Below are 15,926 nucleotides of genomic sequence, written 5' to 3'. Positions count from 1 at the left end.
TACCGGGCCCAATTGGGGGGCGGACCCGGTGGATCGCACAGAAATCGGATGATCAATGTCAGTGACTAAGTGTCAGATTAGCCCTCGCCGCGCTTTCCACGACGCTCCATGCGGCGCTCTTCGCGTTCGGCCTTCAGTTTTTCCAGCTTGGCCTTTTGCTCGTCGGTCAGAATGGCCTCAAATTGCTGGCGTTGTTTATGACGTTGCTGCATTTCAGCTACCTGCAGCCGTCCCAGCTCGGCGCCCAGGCTGTCCAGAGTGGCCTGATCCGCACCGGACGCTATGGCCTCGCGCAGTTTTTTGTGCAGCTCGCGCTTCTGTTTGCGCTGTGCTTTATGCGCTTCCCGGGCAGCTTCGCGGTTGGCCTTGAGCTGCGCCTTCTGACCTTCAGTCAGATTCAGCTCCTCGGCGATATGCTCCATATAGTGCCCTTTGTGATGGTGTGGACCCTGCCCGCCTCCGAAGGCGAGAGTCGCAGCCGGAGCCGCCAGTGCGCCCGCCAATATCACGCTGCCCGCTATCGCTTTCCAGTTCTTCATCGATTCGTCCTCTTGGTTTGTGTCGGTGGTTGCATAGTAGGATGGCGCCGTGTAAAGGGGGGATAACCGCAGTAAACAACTGTTAAGAACGGTTAAAAGCCCACGCTGCCGCCGTAATCGGCGCCAGGGCTTCGCATATAATGGCCATACCTAATCTGAGAGCACACCATGAGCCGTATCCTACTGGTCGACGACGACACAGAACTGACCGATCTCCTGAGGGAATATCTCACCGGCGATGGCTTTGAGGTAACCGTGGCCAACGATGGTGGCCGGGGCCTGGAACTGGCCCAAAGCCACAATTTCGACGCCTTGGTACTGGATGTGATGCTACCGGTACATAACGGCTTCGACCTGCTGCGCAAACTTCGCAAAGACGCCGGGCCCGCCAGCCGCTCCCTGCCGGTGCTTATGCTGACCGCCAAGGGCGATACCGTTGATCGCATTGTCGGCCTTGAAATGGGCGCCGACGACTATCTGCCCAAACCCTGCAACCCGCGTGAACTGGCCGCGCGCCTGCGCGCGGTATTGCGCCGCGGGCGGGTAGAGCCGGAAAACGACGGAACTTTGAGTAGCGGCCCACTGCGCCTGCTGCCGTCGGAACACCAGGGCTACTGGGAGGATCAGCCGCTATCCCTGACCGGCGCCGAATTCGCGGTACTCAAGGTGCTGGTGCAGCACGCTGGCGAAGTAGTGAGCAAGGAAATACTCACGGAGACGGCCTTGGGACGAAAGCTGATGCCCTACGACAGGTCCATCGACGTACATGTCAGTAATATCCGCAAGAAGCTCTCCAAACAGGGAGCCAGCCGTGACCTGATTATCAATATCCGCGGGGCCGGCTATATGCTCACCGAGAGTAAAAACGGCTGATGCGCAGTCTCTTCTGGAAGATGTTTTTCGGTGCCTGGATCACCGCCATGGTTATGGTGGTGGCAGCCATCTATATCACACATTTCGGTGAGTTTGGCGATCCGCGCCACGAGGAGCGCTGGGAGGGCCCGGCGCTTTATCGCGAGGTGGTGCGCAACCTGCGCGGCGCCCGCCGCCACGGACAGGAATACTTCCAGCAGTGGCTCGAACGGCAGCCCAAAAAAGTAAAGGAGCAGGTCTTTGCGGTAGACCAGTTCGGACGAGAGTTGCTCGGGCGCCCGCTGCCCGAAGACATGGCGCCAATGCTGGTAGCCCTCAACTACCGCAACCGCGAATCCCATGCACAGGTAGACAAGAAACCCGCCGTAGGCTTTTTCCTGCCCCTGCGCGACAACGACAACCTGCGGGTAGTAATGATTACCGGCCAGAGCAAAGAAACCCTGCTCTTGCGGTTTTTGTGGCGCAACTTCTGGCCCATGCTGCTGCTGTCCATGCTCGCCTCCGGTGCCGCCAGCTACTGGCTGGCGCGCTATCTGAGCCGCCCACTGGAGCAGCTGCGCGCAGCCACCCGCCGTGTGGCCGCCGGAGAACTGGACTACCGGGTAAGCCCCGGCCTGCACAGCCGCAGCGGTGAACTGGCGGACCTGGCCCGGGATTTTGACTCGATGACCGCGCAGCTACAGGAGTCCATGGCCGAACAGCGCCGCCTGATCAAAGACGTATCCCACGAACTCCGCTCTCCTCTGGCGCGGTTGCAGGTTGCACTGGGCATAGCGCGGCAAAAGAATATCAGGGGACTGGACGCGGAGCTGGATAAAATCGGCAAGGCCGCCGACTACTTGGAGGAGATTATCGCTGACGTCCTATCTCTACCGGTCACCGCTCAGGATCAGCGGCCCCTGGACGACGTGGTGGAAATCAACAGCCTGGCACAAGCCCTGCAGGAAGAACTCAAGGCTGAAGCGGAAGAAAAACAACTGAGCTTTGCTTTCAAAGCCAGCAATGGAGAACTTCTTGTCGCCACTCGCGGCAGCTCATTGACCGCAGCGCTGGAAAACATTTTACGCAATGCGATCAAATACAGCCCCCACGGCGGGAACGTCCGTATCGCCATCGACGACTTGGGCGAAGAGTGTCGAATCCGGGTGACGGACTCCGGCAATGGCGTTCCCGAAGACGAGCTTCAGGCGATTTTCCGTCCCTTTTACCGCACAGACAGTGCCCGTACCCGCGAAAGTGGCGGCATTGGCCTCGGGCTCGCCATCGCCCAACGCACCATCGTTCAACACGGCGGCAATATCCAGGCCTACAACACGCCATCTTCCGGTCTTTGCGTGGAGATACAACTACCCGTTCTGGCTGTCGGCGAGTAACAATTCCCGCCCACTCGTTGATAAATGCGGATCTATCACACATGCTTGTAAAGTCGGGCCGCGTTCACCCCGCCCACTGCAAAAGGGCTCCGCTATGCGCTGGATACTCTACATTCTGATTTTCCTGGCACTTTTGGTACTGGCCGGTTTCCTCTTTCCACGGGAAGTCACACTCGAGCGCAGCGTCTATATCACCAAGCCGCCACAAGTCGTTTTTCCCTACGTCAATAACCTGCGCAACTTTAACAGCTGGTCTCCCTGGTACCACCTGGACCCGAGTGCCCGCTACGAATACAGCGGCCCCAGCGAGGGGGTCGGCGCCGTTATGCGCTGGCGCGGCGACAATCCAAATATGGGAAGTGGCGCCCAGACTATCATCTCCAGCGAGCCCTACTCCCTGGTGCGCACTCAGCTGGACTTTGGCGAGCAGGGCGCGGCAACAGCGGAATTCCGCCTGCAACCTCAGGGGAGTGGAACCAACATCACTTGGTATTTCAGTACCGACATGGGTGGCGGTCCCGTAGCCCGCTGGATGGGGCTACTGGTCAAAAGAATGGTGAGCGAATCCTACCAACGGGGACTGGAAAACCTGAAAAATGTGGTTGAGTCCGGGACAGCAGCACCTTCAGAATCTCTTGATGAAGGTACCGATACCGAACTGCCACCGGAAAACGGCGGCACTATGGACACTAACCCGCCGGGAGCCGATCCCGGCATGGAAGGACAATCGCCCGATGTAGAGCGCGAAGAGCCGATTGAGGAAAACCCGTAGAAGTGCCTTCTGGCGCTCAGGAGCCAGCTGCGCCGCTCGCACTCCTGACTCAGGAATTCCCTAAGGAACCTTTGATTAATCCGCCTGAGCGCTGACGTTACTTGCGGGGCGCCCAGGCAATGGGCCCTCTACTTTCCCGACGATTTGCCGCGACGCGAAGCTGGAGACGGCGACTTGCGCAACTTACGCCGCTGACGCTGCAGGCTCTGCCTCTCCACCGGGGTCAGCGGGCGCTGGCCCAGCTTCGGCAGGCCGGCAGTCAGGCATAGATCGTCGATCTCCCTGGGCTCCATTTCTATCCACTGCCCCACGCGCACATGGGAAGGGATAAACACGCTCCCGTAGCGCACCCGCTTCAGACGACTGACGCGCACGCCCTGAGACTCCCACAGGCGTCGCACCTCGCGGTTACGCCCCTCCATTACCACGCAGTAGAACCAGCGGTTTCTGCCCTCTCCGCCGCTTTCGACGATATCGGTAAAGCGCGCCACGCCATCTTCCAACAGCACCCCGGTGAGCAGACGTTTTTTCATTTCATCGTCCACTTCACCCTGAATTCGCACCAGGTATTCGCGGTCAATCACCGAAGAGGGATGCATCAATCTATTGGCCAGTTCACCGCTATTGGTGAACAACAGAAGGCCACTGGTGTTGAAATCCAGGCGGCCGACGGAAATCCAACGCCCGGTCTTCAAGCGCGGCAGCCGATCGTAGACGGTGGGACGCCCCTCTGGATCGTGCCGGGAACAGATTTCCCCCACCGGCTTATTGTACAGAATCACCCGGCAGCGGCTTTCCTCCACCACCGGCAGCCGGCGGCCATCAAACTCTATACGGTCTTCTTCAGTGACCCGCTCGCCCAGTTCAGCCACTGTGCCGTTCACGGTCACTCGGCCGGCCTCTATCGCGCGCTCCATCTCGCGCCGCGATCCCAGACCGGCACGCGCCAGTACCTTTTGCAGTTTCTCGCCCGCGGGCGAAGTACCTTCACTCATAGGGAACTGTTTTCCGCTTGCGATTCTTCCCCGGATTCATTCATTGCCACCCCGGCTTCCAGCGCTTCGGATGCGGCAGTCTCGCTATCTTGTGGCGGCTCTGTCTTCTCTGAATCCATCTCTTCTCCAAGCTCGACACCCTGATCGCCGGACAGCTCCCCTGAGACTGCGTCTTCGCTCTCACCACCCGCCACAGGCGCGCGCTCCGACTCGGGATTCGCAGGGGGCGTGTCATCCGTTTCGGGACCGGATTTCCCGGGCGCCGCAACTGCCTCTTCTTCCACTTCCGCAGCCGCCTCCTGGGCCTCGTCACCTCCCTCCTGCTGCCCCAAATCCAGCAGCTGGTTGAGACTGTCGATATCGCGAATCTCCGCCAGGGTCGGCAGGTCATCCAGGGTGCGTAAGTTGAAATAGTCGAGGAACTCTTTGGTAGTGGCATAGAGAGACGGTTTACCCGGCACATCCCGATGCCCCACCACTTTGATCCAGCCGCGCTCCGTCAGAGTCTTGACGATATGGGAGCTGACCGCCACCCCGCGAATCTCCTCGATATCACCGCGGGTGATCGGCTGGCGGTAGGCGATAATCGCCAGCGTCTCCAGTATTGCGCGGGAGTACTTCTGAGGCTTTTCCTCCCACAGGCGGTTAACCCAAGGCGCCAGGTCCTCTGGCACCTGGAAACGCCAACCGCTGGCTACCTGCTTGAGTTCAAAGCCCCGCTCCGAGCAGCTCTCGGCGATCTCTTCGAGGACCCCGCGCACTTCCGACTTTTCCGGGCGCTCGCCCTCGTCGATCAGTGACAGCAGCTTGTCCTCCGACAGCGGTTGCCCCGCCGCCAGCAGCGCGCCCTCCACGATGCGGCGCAGTAGTTCCGGAGCAATTGTCATCTTCTCGTTTCTAACCTTGGAATTCTCTTTATGATCATGCATGTCCGGCCGATAGGGCCGCAACTTCCCCACGCGGTTGGCGCCTATCAGGCCCGGCAGACCAACCGCAACCGCTACGGCATTGCCGGCCCGGCTTCCACTTCATCTTCCGCGCCAGCGGCAGCCTCTTCGCCGCTCGCGGCGCGCACGTGGATGGGGCCAAAGGGCTCGTTCTGTATCAACTCCACCAGGGATTCCTTGACCAGTTCCATTACGGCGAGGAAGGTGACCACCACACCGAGGCGGCCCTCTTCCACCGTAAAGAGGCTGACAAAGGGAACAAACTGGCGGTGGCGGATCTTGTCCAGTACCTGGGTCATGCGCTCGCGAGTGGACAGCCGTTCCCGCTCCACCTGATGGCTCTCAAACATATCCGCGCGCCTGAGTACTTCCGCCAGGGCCAGCAGCACTTCTTTCAGGTCCACCTCAGGATCCGGGCGCGTGATACTGCGGTCCGGTCCCTGAGCGGTGGCTTGATGAATGTCGCGCCCCATACGCGGTATCTCATCGAGATCCTCCGCAGCCGTCTTGAAGCGCTCGTATTCCTGCAGACGACGGATCAGTGCCGCACGGGGGTCCTCACCCTCTTCTTCTTCCTCCTGTGGAGGACGCGGCAGCAGCATACGCGACTTGATCTCCGCCAGCATGGCGGCCATGACCAGATATTCCGCCGCCAGCTCGAAACGCATGGCCGTCATCATTTCCACATAGGCCATGTACTGGCGGGTGATATCCGAGACATTGATTTCGAGAATATCCAGGTTTTGCCGACGGATCAGATAAAGCAGCAGATCCAGAGGGCCCTCGAAGGCCTCCAGGATCACCTCCAACGCATCCGGGGGAATATAAAGATCTTCCGGTAGTTCGGTATAGGCCTGCCCCTGCACCACGGCGAAAGGCATTTCGCCTTGGCGCGGCGATTGGTCGGCTCCCGGCTCTTCGCCCGCCTCGGCCTCAGCGGCGGCAACCTCCGCCAATATCTGCTCTTCCGCCTCAGCTAATAACTCTTCAGTGGACACTCTGCCCCGCCTCGCTCTCCATCGGCCCCTCCCCATCGGGAGAGGCAAACGCGCGATTATACATGAGCACCCGTCGGTTTAGCCCATGATTTCGTCGATGGGGCCGCGGCCCTGGCGAATCAACTGCGGTTCGTCACCAGTCAAATCCACCACAGTGGTGGGTTCCATACCGCAAAAGCCGCCATCGATCACCAGTTCCACCTGGTGTTCGAGCGTGTCTCGAATATCGTAGGGATCCGTCAGAGGCTGTGTATCTCCGGGCATGATCAGGCTGCAGCTCATCAGCGGCTCGCCCAGCGCTTCGATCAGCGCCAATACAATGGCGTTATCGGGCACACGCAGACCAATGGTCCTGCGCTTGGGATGCAGTAGGCGTCGGGGAACCTCTGTTGTAGCGGGCATGATAAAGGTATAGGGACCCGGAGTATGACTTTTGAGCAGGCGGAACATCTGATTGTCCACCTTGGCGTAACTGGCCAGTTCCGATAGGTCGCGGCACATCAGCGTGAAATTGTGTTGTTTATCTAATTGACGCAAGGCGCGGATGCGCTCCACCGCCAGTTTTTCCTCCAGTCGGCAGCCGATCGCGTAGGCGGAATCGGTGGGAAATACGATGACCCCGCCAGCAGCGACTATGTCCGCAGCCTGGCTGATCAGCCTGCCCTGAGGATTGTCCGGGTGGATTTGAAAAAACTGAGCCACTGGTCCCCCCAAATAATTTCTTCTCTGATCCATCTTGCCAGCCGGGCCTTCCCGGACCTCCCTCAAAGGATATATCGCCGCAGCCAATGAGCAATGGCCGCGCACTTGTCCGGCGATCCTTGTCGAACCCCGCCGCAGGCCAAGTTTGCCACAGATACACTCGGCAAAGCAGCCGATCACTCCCCTTCTGCATAGCAGCCATGGACAGAGGAGAACCGCGGGTCACCCATTGCCTGAACGCATAGGCGTGTTTGCAGCAGATGAGGAGCCCGACGGGCGGGCATTACAAGTTCATCGCCGAGCAACTAACGCCCCAGCAGAGCCCACACCGGCTGAACCCCCTCCGGCAAGCGCACACACCCCAGCTCCCGCCAGGGTTGTTCCGGCTGGTGAAAGTCACTACCCAGTGAGCAGTGTAGCGGTGGCCGCGCCAATTCGGCGGCCACCGCCTCCATCAGCTGACGCAGCTCCCGCGTCTGCACCGGATTCTGGCGTCCGCACAGGAGCTCTATCGCTTCGCCACCGGCCATTGCGAAGTCGCGCAACAAACTGCGCAGCTGAGTGCGGCTGAGGTTGTACTTTAGCGGGTGCGCCAGCACCGCTACGCCGTTGGCGGCCCGGATACACGCCACTGTCTCGGATAACTGTGGCCACTCCACTTTTACATCCGCGACCTTGCCGGCACCCAGATAGCGCTTGAAAGCCCGCCCGTTATCCTCCACATATCCCTGCTGCACCAGCCAGCGGGCGAAGTGCGGACGGCCGATCACTCCGTCACCAGCCAGCGCCCGGGCGCCTTTCAGCGCACCCTCAAAGCCGCGCTTTTCCAGCCTCGTAGCGATCCGCTCGGCGCGCTCCCGGCGCAGCCGTTCCCGCAGGGCTATGCCTTCCCGCAGCGCGGGGGAATTCGGATCGATATCGAGGCCGACAATATGCACAGGGCGCTTTCCCCAACGGCTGGAAAACTCGATCGCCGGCACCAGCGCCACGCCCTGGCGGCGACAAGCTGCGGCAGCCTCGGGCAAACCGCCGACGGTGTCGTGATCAGTTAGAGCCAACAGGGTCACACCGCGGGATTTCGCCCTCGACACCAGTGCCGTAGGGCTTAAAATACCGTCCGATGCAGTGCTGTGGCAGTGCAGATCTGCACAGATCGCCTCCTCAGCTGCTGACAGGGCTTTCAATTCAGGATTCTCGCTCAGATTCGGCCGGGTAGTGACACCCGGTTTTTGAACAACGCGCAGGTGCTGCTGTCTCAGGGGCACCCCGCGGTTCCAGGGATAAGGCCCCGACCAAGGGTTTCCAAGTGGAAGCTCTGGGGAAACCAAATTCTGGCAGCGGCACCGTCAGCCGGGAAGCTATTTTGAATATGAAGTAACTTCCCGCGGGCATTATCACCGGAAACAGACATGACCGAAACCAACCCGACATCCCAAACCAACGAACGGCAACCCCAAAAAGAAAGCCTTTGGGCAAATTTGTTACTCAATATCGTCATTCCGACACTGATACTGACCAAACTGTCGGGCGATGACTGGCTGGGCACAAAATGGGCGATAGTCATTGCGCTGATATTCCCGCTGGCCTACGGCCTGCGCGACCTGACCCAGTCCGGCAAAGTCAATTTCTTCTCCGCCCTCGGCATAATCAGCATATTGCTCACTGGCGGCATCAGTCTGCTGGAGCTGGACGCGCAGTATATTGCCATCAAGGAAGCCGCTATTCCCGGGCTGCTGGGTATCGCCACCGTCGCTTCCCTCTATACCCGCTGGCCACTGGTCAAGACACTGCTATACAACGATCGGATTCTAGACACAGAGAAAATCGCCCGCACCCTGGCAGTCAACGGTAACCAAACCGCCTTTGAGCGCACCCTACAGCAAGCGTCCTGGATGATTGCCTGCTCCTTCTTTCTCTCTTCCGCGCTGAATTACATTCTGGCCAAGCTACTGCTACAAAGCCCCCCCGGCACTGAGGCTTTCAACGAGGAACTGGGCAAGATGACCGCGCTCAGCTTCCCGGTAATCGCTCTGCCGGCGACCATTATCCTGATGCTGGTCTTGTTCTTTCTGTTCCGCCGCATCGGCAAACTGACCGGCCTGAAGCTTGAAGAAATCATGGTTCAGCAGTAACCAACTATTCGATCACTGACAACACGAAAAGAGCACAAGCAATTTATGTGGTATGCAATCATCAGCGAGGACGTTGAAAACAGTTTGCCGCTGCGCAAAGGCGCACGCCCGGATCATCTGGCACGGCTAAACCGCCTGAAAGACGAAGGGCGGCTTTTGATCGCCGGTCCCTGCCCGGCCATCGACAGCGAGGCCCCCGGTGAAGCCGGCTTCAGTGGCAGCCTGGTGGTCGCGGAATTTTCTTCCCTGGAAGAGGCCAAAGCCTGGGCGGACGCCGATCCCTATGTGGAAGCCGGCGTTTATGCCTCGGTAAAGGTCAAACCTTTCAACCATCTGTTTCCGTAACCCAATCACAAACGGTGCTCCTCTAATAATGATGAAACAATTGACCGGCCTTATGGCCGCTGCCTTGATTGCCATCGCCTCCCCCGCCAGTTCGCAAGGCGGAGACACTCGCTATATTACCGATCAGCTGCACGTGCCGCTGCGCGCGGGCAAAGGCAATGAATTCAGGATTCTGCACCGCGGCCTTCCCAGCGGCACTCAATTGACACTGCTGGAGGATGCCCCCGAAGAGGGCTGGGCCCACGTGCGCACACCCGACGGCCAGGAGGGATGGATGCGCCGCCAGTACCTGGTGTCCGAGCCAGTGGCAAAAATCAAATTGCGGAAGGCTGAAGCTGACCTGGCCCGCTTCGAAGCTATGGACTTGGGCGGCGAGGTCCGCCGCCTGGAAGCGGAAAACCAAAAACTGAATACCGCCCTGGCTAGCGAGCGGGAAAAAGCCCAGCAGCTGGCCAAAGAACTGAAAGATCTGAAAACCCTGTCCGCCGACGCCGTGGCCCTGAACGAGCGCCACCAAAACCTCCTGAAACAGCATGAACTGCTCAAACAAAAACAGGCGATGGCAGAAGCAGAAATTCAGCGCCTGTCCAGCAGCGAGGCGCACAAGTGGTATATGTACGGCGCTATGTCCGTGGGACTGGGTGCTATTCTCGCCATGATTGCGCCCTTTATCCGGCCGCGGCGGCGCCGCTCGGAATGGGCAAACTAAGGAAACTCTGATTAATTCACACGAGCGCTTCTGTGAGTCCAGACGCGCTCGGACAGTGGAACGGTCTTATCGGGAGACACGGAAGATGCGCAGCTTGACAGCACTCTTTTTAACCTGCCTGCTCGCCCTGCCGGCATTGGCCGACAACCCTGAAGTGGAGCTGAAAACCGATCTGGGCCTCATCCGGGTCGAGCTTTTCCGCGACAAGGCTCCGGCCACAGTGGAGAATTTCCTAGCGTACCTGGACAGCGGCTTCTACAACGGTGTGATTTTCCACCGGGTAATCCCCAACTTTATGGTCCAGACCGGTGGACACACCTTTGACTTCCAGCTCAAAGAAACCCGCGAACCGGTCATCAACGAATCCGGCAACGGCCTCAAAAATTTGCGCGGCACCCTCGCCATGGCGCGCAAAAACGACCCGGACAGTGCCACGTCACAGTTCTTCATCAATCTGAAGCACAACGCCCATCTGGACGCACAGGCCGATAAACCCGGTTACACTGTGTTCGGCCGGGTCATTCAGGGTATGGATGTGGTAGAAAAAATCGTTAATGAACCGCGCGGCCTCTATCGCGCTTTTCCAAATGCCCCCAATGTACCCATCCGCATTCTGAATGCCAGGCGCGCCGACACCACTGCGGTTGCCGGCAATACTCAGGGAGACTAAGCGGTGATAGCCCTCAGCGTTAACCTCAACAAAATCGCTCTGATCCGGAATTCCCGCGAGGGCAATTATCCGGATGTGGTCGCCCACGGCCGCGTGTGCCTGGAAGCAGGTGCCCAGGGGCTCACTGTGCACCCGCGCCCAGACCAGCGCCATATCCGCCCCGACGACGTGCGCGCGCTCGCCGAACTGTGCCGCAGCCGTGAAGAGGCGGAATTTAACGTGGAGGGCAACCCCTTTGCCAGCCCCCTGAAGGACTATCCGGGCCTGATGCCCTTGGTACTGGAAACCAAACCCGATCAGTGCACCCTGGTACCTGACAGCAACGACCAGCTCACTTCGGATCACGGCTTCGACCTTGAGCGTGACGGAGCGCGCCTGGAGCCGCTGATTGCGCAACTGAAAGACGCCAATATCCGCGTCAGCCTATTTATGGACCCGGAGCCATCTCAGATAAAGCTTGCCAAAGAAGTGGGCGCCGACCGTATCGAACTCTACACGGGCCCCTACGCGGAAGCCGTGAAACATCAGAGCGACGAACTCGAATCGATTTTTGCCGCCCATTGTGCCGCCGCCGAACAGGCATGCCAGCTGGGGCTTGGCGTCAACGCGGGTCACGACCTGAATCTGATCAACCTGCCCCGCTACCGCACACTGCCCGGCCTGCAGGAAGTCTCCATCGGCCACGCGCTGACCGTCGACGCAATCAGCATGGGGCTTGAAAACGCTGTGACCGCCTATCTCAACTGCCTGGCCGGCAACTGACTGCTATCCGATGCCGACACTTAACATTATTGGCGCCGGCAGGCTGGGGAAAACCCTCGCCCGCCTGTGGCAACGCCAGGGAATTTTTCAAATCGGCGCCGTCTGCAACCGCAGCCTGGAAAGCGCCGTGTCTGCCTGTCGCTTTATTGGCGCCGGCACCCCCTGCCCCTCAGTGGAAACCATGGCCGACGCCGACTGCTGGCTGATCGCCAGCGGCGATGGGCAGATTGCCGCCATCGCCACACAGCTGGCACCGCGCCTTTCTAATAGCACCATGGTTTTTCACTGCAGCGGTGCCTTGAGCTCCTCGACACTCTCCCCCTGTAAGCCCGCCGCAGTGGCCAGCGCCCACCCGGTGCATAGCTTTGCCGACCCGGAGCGTTCCGTGGCCACCCTCGCTGGCAGCTGTGTCGCCCTGGAGGGAGACCAACGTGCAATCGAACATCTGAGCAAGGCGTTTTCCGCGATTGGCTGTACCCCGCTCACCATAGCGCCGGAGCACAAGGTCCTCTATCACGCCGGCTCCGTATTCGCCTGCAACTACCTCACCGCCCTGATGGAGCTAAGCCTGCGCGCGTTTTCCGCCGCGGGCATCGACAGGCAGCAGGCCCTAAAACTGCTCAAGCCCATAGTTCTGCAAACCGCGGAAAACAATATGCATCTGGGACCGGAAAAATCACTTACCGGCCCCATCGCCCGCGGCGATGCGGAAACCGTGGCGGCCCAGCTGAGCAGCCTGCAATCCACGGATACGCAACTCGCAAATTGCTATCGCCAACTGGGGCAGGTCTGTGTAGAGTTGGCCCGGCGCTGCCAACTTCCGGAAGAAACAGCAGCCCGCCTCACCGAAGTGCTGCGGGAACCCAGCGAAAAGATCTAACCCCATGACTGATACTACGCCTGCGGATTCGCAAGACTACTTGCGCAAACGCGCCTTCTACGACAGCCTGCTGACCATCTACGGGCGCAAGCCGGTACTCGAAGCGTTGGAAGATTTGTCGCTGCCAGTACACAAACTACATCTGGCCGACAGCAACCGCCGCGACAAACTGATCGAGCGCATCGAAGCGCTGGCTGCCGAACGGCACATAGAAATCGTTTACTGGAGCCGCCGGGAGCTGTCGCGCATCTCCAAGAATGCCCGCCAGGACCAGGGAGTTGCGCTAGACTTGGCTCTGCCTCACTACGGCACCGTGGAAGCCTTCTTGCACGAGCCAAAAACCAATTACGAATTGCTCGCTATCGACGGTATCACCAACCCACAGAACCTCGGCATGATCATCCGTTCCGCCTGCGCCGGTGGCATGGACGGTATCCTCCTTCCGCGCAAGGGCTGCGCGCAAATAGATCCACTGGTCATTAAGGCCAGTACCGGCACCGTCTTCAAAATGCGCCTGCTGCGCTGTGAAAAGCTTGCACCGACATTGAGTGCGTTTAAACAGCGGGGAGCGCGTATCTGCGGTCTCTCCTCCCATGCGCCGATGACACTATCAGCACTGGAGGGAAACACACCAACAATTTTCGTGCTCGGCAATGAGACCCACGGTGTCAGCGACGCAGTCGATGAGCTGTGCACGCACAGATTGCGCATTCCCATGCACAACGGTGTCGAGAGCCTAAATGTGGCTGTCACGGCGGCTCTGATTGCTTTCCGGGAAAGGCCCTCTCATAGCAACCCGGTTTAACTTGCATGGAGACGACAACCAGCTCCTGATCTCTGTTTTTAAGTAACCTCTGATCAATTTGCTCCGGCCGGTAAAGATAACCCTAAGGCAATTAAATCACCGCTGATAATAGAGATACTCCAAACCTATTAGACTACGGGGCCCACTCAAGCGCTTGCGAAATGTCCGCCCATTGCCTGAGCAAGCACAGCTCTTGCGGAAAATAATCAGAAACGCCATAAATTTTAATTTTTCCGCCTAAACCTATCCCCAACGGGTGCGCCTGAATACCGCACTCAGCAGAATACTCTCGTTATCCTCTCCCTTACGCACAATAATTTTCGCGACAAATTAGTGGAAAAATCCGCAAGATAAACTAAACAGTTTCTAAACCAAAAACCAAATGGACTTTGACAACTTTCCCGGCAATAAGCCGCGAATCCGATAACACCAACAACAAGGATGTATCGCCATGCGCTTGATACTCTCACTAATTATCTGCTCATATCTCGCTACAAGTCCGACCGTCAAAGCTGCGGGGCCGGAAGACGGCTATTTCGACCTGACCCCTTACTTTAGCCGCGTCGATAAAGATCGCGACACAGACCGTCAAGCAGGCGGCCTGCGCGCCGCCTACGGATGGGGCTGGCAGGGTCCCTGGTATTCGGAGGTACAGGTATTCGGTTCAATTCTGGAGACAAATGAAAACACAAACGAAAACGGATACTGGGAACAAACAGACTATTACATGTACGGTCTTGGCTTCGATGTGGTGTATAACTTCGGCGACAGGAACGGCTACACGCCTTACCTGTTAGGCGGCTTCGGAGCTGTCCGCGATGACGTATCACCAGATAAAGACGACGCCACCAACCCATTCCTGAATGTCGCCGCAGGCATCACCACCCAGGAAATCTCCCGCCGTGGCGTGCGCTTGCGCAGCGAAATCCGTTACTTCTACGACTTTTTCAATAGCAATATGGGCGACTGGCAACTGGCTTTTGGTATCAGTATCCCCCTGCGCTGCCCGCCCGCAGCTGCCGCTACCATTGCGCCACCGCCAAAAGATATGGGGCCGGTAGAGCTCACCCTGGCAGATTCGGACGGCGACGGAGTCGTAGACCGGCACGACCGCTGTCCCGACACCCTGCCCGGCGCCCAAGTGGACAGCGAAGGCTGTGTTATCGCCGACCAGGCCATCCCCCTCCAAAATGTTCACTTCGAGTTCAACTCCGCCACTCTCACTCTCGCGGCCCAGCGCGCCCTGCTACAGGTGGTGAATGCCCTGCGCAGCCAGCCTGGCAGTACAGTGGAAATTGCCGGTCACACAGATAATCTCGGAAATGACAACTATAACTTGCGCCTCTCCCAGAGTCGTGCGGATGCCGTGCGCGCATTCTTAATCCAAAATGGTATAGATGCCGCCAGACTGACGGCTCGCGGTTACGGGGAGCAACAGCCGGTTGCATCCAACTCGACCGAAAGCGGCCGAGCGCTAAACCGTCGAGTGGAGATGCGCTTTCACTGAGCCTCTAAGAAACTCTTTGGTCCGCGGCAAAAGCCGCGGACAGCCCACTATCATTTCCTTGCTGGCTGTTGCAGTCCCCATCGAAAGCCTTACACCGTCGCCAGCGATCAGTTGATAAATGTCCACCTCAGCTGTCTCTTCCACAGATTCTGTGGATAACTCTGTTAGCAACCACCCCAAACATTCCTCTAGACCCCGTAATATCGTTGCAACTGTTTTGTGAAGAAAATTTAACCAATGCTATAAACCTATAAAAATCAACAAGTTACAAACGGCAATAAATCGGTCTTGACAATAATAAACTGTAAGTTCCATTCGGCATTGATAATCACCCAGCTGTGGAAAGCCGTGTAGAAGAGACAAATATTCCACCCTGTCAGTCTCGGACTACCCTTTGTACGCCGGACATCAAACTCACAGGAGGGCATTGAAAATGGCAAATATTCTGCACAGAGTGGGTATCAAATCCTCTCCGGAAAGCGTCTACCGGGCACTGAGCACGCGTGAAGGGCTCGCCGCCTGGTGGACAACGAAAACCCGAGGGGAAAGTGCAGTAGGCGGTCGGCTCAAATTCCGCTTCTGTGATACCGGTGGCGCGGAAATAGGCGGCTTCGATATGAAAGTTCTCGACCTCACACCTGCCCGTAAAGTTTTATGGCAGGTAGTCGACGGCCCCGAGGAGTGGATAGGTACGAGTATCAGTTTTGAATTAAAGCAGGAAGGCGACTACACAGTCGTTTTGTTTAAGCATATGGGGTGGAAAGAACCAGTGGAGTTTATGTACCACTGCAGCACGAAGTGGGCAGTTTTTCTACTGAGCCTGAAGTCACTGCTGGAAACCGGCCACGGCTCCCCCAGTCCACACGATGTCAAAATCGACAATTGGAACTGAGGGGCCGCTGGTTCCCGCACCCACA

At 58.4% G+C, this 15,926-nt stretch carries 18 protein-coding genes; 12 read left to right on the top strand and 6 right to left on the bottom strand.

Features of this window, described 5'->3' with window-relative positions:
* Positions 1-77: 77 nt before the first annotated feature.
* The gene (locus tag BM155_RS02090; RefSeq protein ID WP_067152571.1) at positions 78-539 is read right to left on the bottom strand and encodes a Spy/CpxP family protein refolding chaperone; all 462 of its coding nucleotides are present in this window, start codon (positions 537-539) and stop codon (positions 78-80) included.
* A 168-nt stretch (positions 540-707) separates the two neighbouring features.
* Here BM155_RS02090 and BM155_RS02085 point away from each other — a divergent pair, with 168 nt between their 5' ends.
* From BM155_RS02085 to BM155_RS02075, 3 genes are all read left to right on the top strand, one after another.
* Entirely contained in the window at positions 708-1,412 is a 705-nt protein-coding gene (locus tag BM155_RS02085; RefSeq protein ID WP_067152569.1) for a response regulator transcription factor, read from the top strand.
* Complete coding sequence (locus BM155_RS02080; protein ID WP_074900814.1) at positions 1,412-2,785, top strand: ATP-binding protein; 1,374 nt, start codon at positions 1,412-1,414, stop codon at positions 2,783-2,785. Before BM155_RS02085 ends, BM155_RS02080 begins: the two co-directional genes overlap by 1 nt.
* Before the next feature lie 94 nt (positions 2,786-2,879).
* Positions 2,880-3,557, top strand: coding sequence for an SRPBCC family protein (locus tag BM155_RS02075; protein ID WP_074900812.1), 678 nt, complete (start codon positions 2,880-2,882; stop codon positions 3,555-3,557).
* 128 nt (positions 3,558-3,685) lie between these two features.
* On the opposite strand, the gene rluB is transcribed toward BM155_RS02075, so the two are convergent.
* The 5 genes from rluB to BM155_RS02050 form a co-directional block, all read right to left on the bottom strand.
* Complete coding sequence (gene rluB, locus BM155_RS02070; RefSeq protein ID WP_067152563.1) at positions 3,686-4,552, bottom strand: 23S rRNA pseudouridine(2605) synthase RluB; 867 nt, start codon at positions 4,550-4,552, stop codon at positions 3,686-3,688.
* On the bottom strand, positions 4,549-5,439 hold the full coding sequence (gene scpB / locus BM155_RS16740) for an SMC-Scp complex subunit ScpB (protein WP_083421048.1): 891 nt from the start codon (positions 5,437-5,439) through the stop codon (positions 4,549-4,551). The genes rluB and scpB overlap by 4 nt, the downstream gene beginning before the upstream one ends.
* A 113-nt stretch (positions 5,440-5,552) precedes the next feature.
* Positions 5,553-6,455 (bottom strand): segregation and condensation protein A, encoded by a 903-nt coding sequence (locus BM155_RS02060; protein ID WP_067157562.1) that lies wholly within the window; start codon positions 6,453-6,455, stop codon positions 5,553-5,555.
* A 120-nt stretch (positions 6,456-6,575) separates the two neighbouring features.
* Complete coding sequence (locus BM155_RS02055) at positions 6,576-7,199, bottom strand: L-threonylcarbamoyladenylate synthase (protein WP_067152561.1); 624 nt, start codon at positions 7,197-7,199, stop codon at positions 6,576-6,578.
* Positions 7,200-7,504: 305 nt separating this feature from the next.
* Positions 7,505-8,464 (bottom strand): PHP domain-containing protein, encoded by a 960-nt coding sequence (locus BM155_RS02050; protein ID WP_254773080.1) that lies wholly within the window; start codon positions 8,462-8,464, stop codon positions 7,505-7,507.
* Positions 8,465-8,608: 144 nt separating this feature from the next.
* On the opposite strand from BM155_RS02050, the gene BM155_RS02045 reads away from it, so the two are divergent.
* From BM155_RS02045 to BM155_RS02005, 9 genes are all read left to right on the top strand, one after another.
* A complete protein-coding gene (locus tag BM155_RS02045) occupies positions 8,609-9,331 on the top strand; it encodes a VC0807 family protein (RefSeq protein WP_067152559.1) in 723 nt (240 codons plus the stop codon).
* A gap of 45 nt (positions 9,332-9,376) precedes the next feature.
* Entirely contained in the window at positions 9,377-9,676 is a 300-nt protein-coding gene (locus BM155_RS02040; RefSeq protein ID WP_074900810.1) for a YciI family protein, read from the top strand.
* Between the two features lie 28 nt (positions 9,677-9,704).
* Positions 9,705-10,385, top strand: a complete 681-nt coding sequence (locus tag BM155_RS02035) for a TIGR04211 family SH3 domain-containing protein (protein WP_074900808.1) — start codon at positions 9,705-9,707, stop codon at positions 10,383-10,385.
* An 85-nt stretch (positions 10,386-10,470) separates the two neighbouring features.
* On the top strand, positions 10,471-11,055 hold the full coding sequence (locus BM155_RS02030) for a peptidylprolyl isomerase (RefSeq protein ID WP_074900806.1): 585 nt from the start codon (positions 10,471-10,473) through the stop codon (positions 11,053-11,055).
* A 3-nt stretch (positions 11,056-11,058) separates the two neighbouring features.
* Entirely contained in the window at positions 11,059-11,817 is a 759-nt protein-coding gene (locus tag BM155_RS02025; RefSeq protein ID WP_074900804.1) for a pyridoxine 5'-phosphate synthase, read from the top strand.
* Between the two features lie 10 nt (positions 11,818-11,827).
* On the top strand, positions 11,828-12,697 hold the full coding sequence (locus BM155_RS02020) for a Rossmann-like and DUF2520 domain-containing protein (protein ID WP_074900802.1): 870 nt from the start codon (positions 11,828-11,830) through the stop codon (positions 12,695-12,697).
* Positions 12,698-12,701: 4 nt separating this feature from the next.
* Positions 12,702-13,502 (top strand): TrmH family RNA methyltransferase, encoded by an 801-nt coding sequence (locus BM155_RS02015; RefSeq protein WP_074900800.1) that lies wholly within the window; start codon positions 12,702-12,704, stop codon positions 13,500-13,502.
* 451 nt (positions 13,503-13,953) lie between these two features.
* Positions 13,954-15,009 (top strand): OmpA family protein, encoded by a 1,056-nt coding sequence (locus BM155_RS02010; protein WP_074900798.1) that lies wholly within the window; start codon positions 13,954-13,956, stop codon positions 15,007-15,009.
* 433 nt (positions 15,010-15,442) lie between these two features.
* Positions 15,443-15,901 (top strand): SRPBCC family protein, encoded by a 459-nt coding sequence (locus BM155_RS02005; protein ID WP_074900796.1) that lies wholly within the window; start codon positions 15,443-15,445, stop codon positions 15,899-15,901.
* Positions 15,902-15,926 lie beyond the last annotated feature (25 nt).

The organism is Microbulbifer thermotolerans, from assembly GCF_900112305.1.
GTDB lineage: Bacteria > Pseudomonadota > Gammaproteobacteria > Pseudomonadales > Cellvibrionaceae > Microbulbifer > Microbulbifer thermotolerans.
The sequence above is the reverse complement of the archived record's forward strand: the minus strand, read 5'-3'. Positions and strand labels throughout refer to the sequence as shown.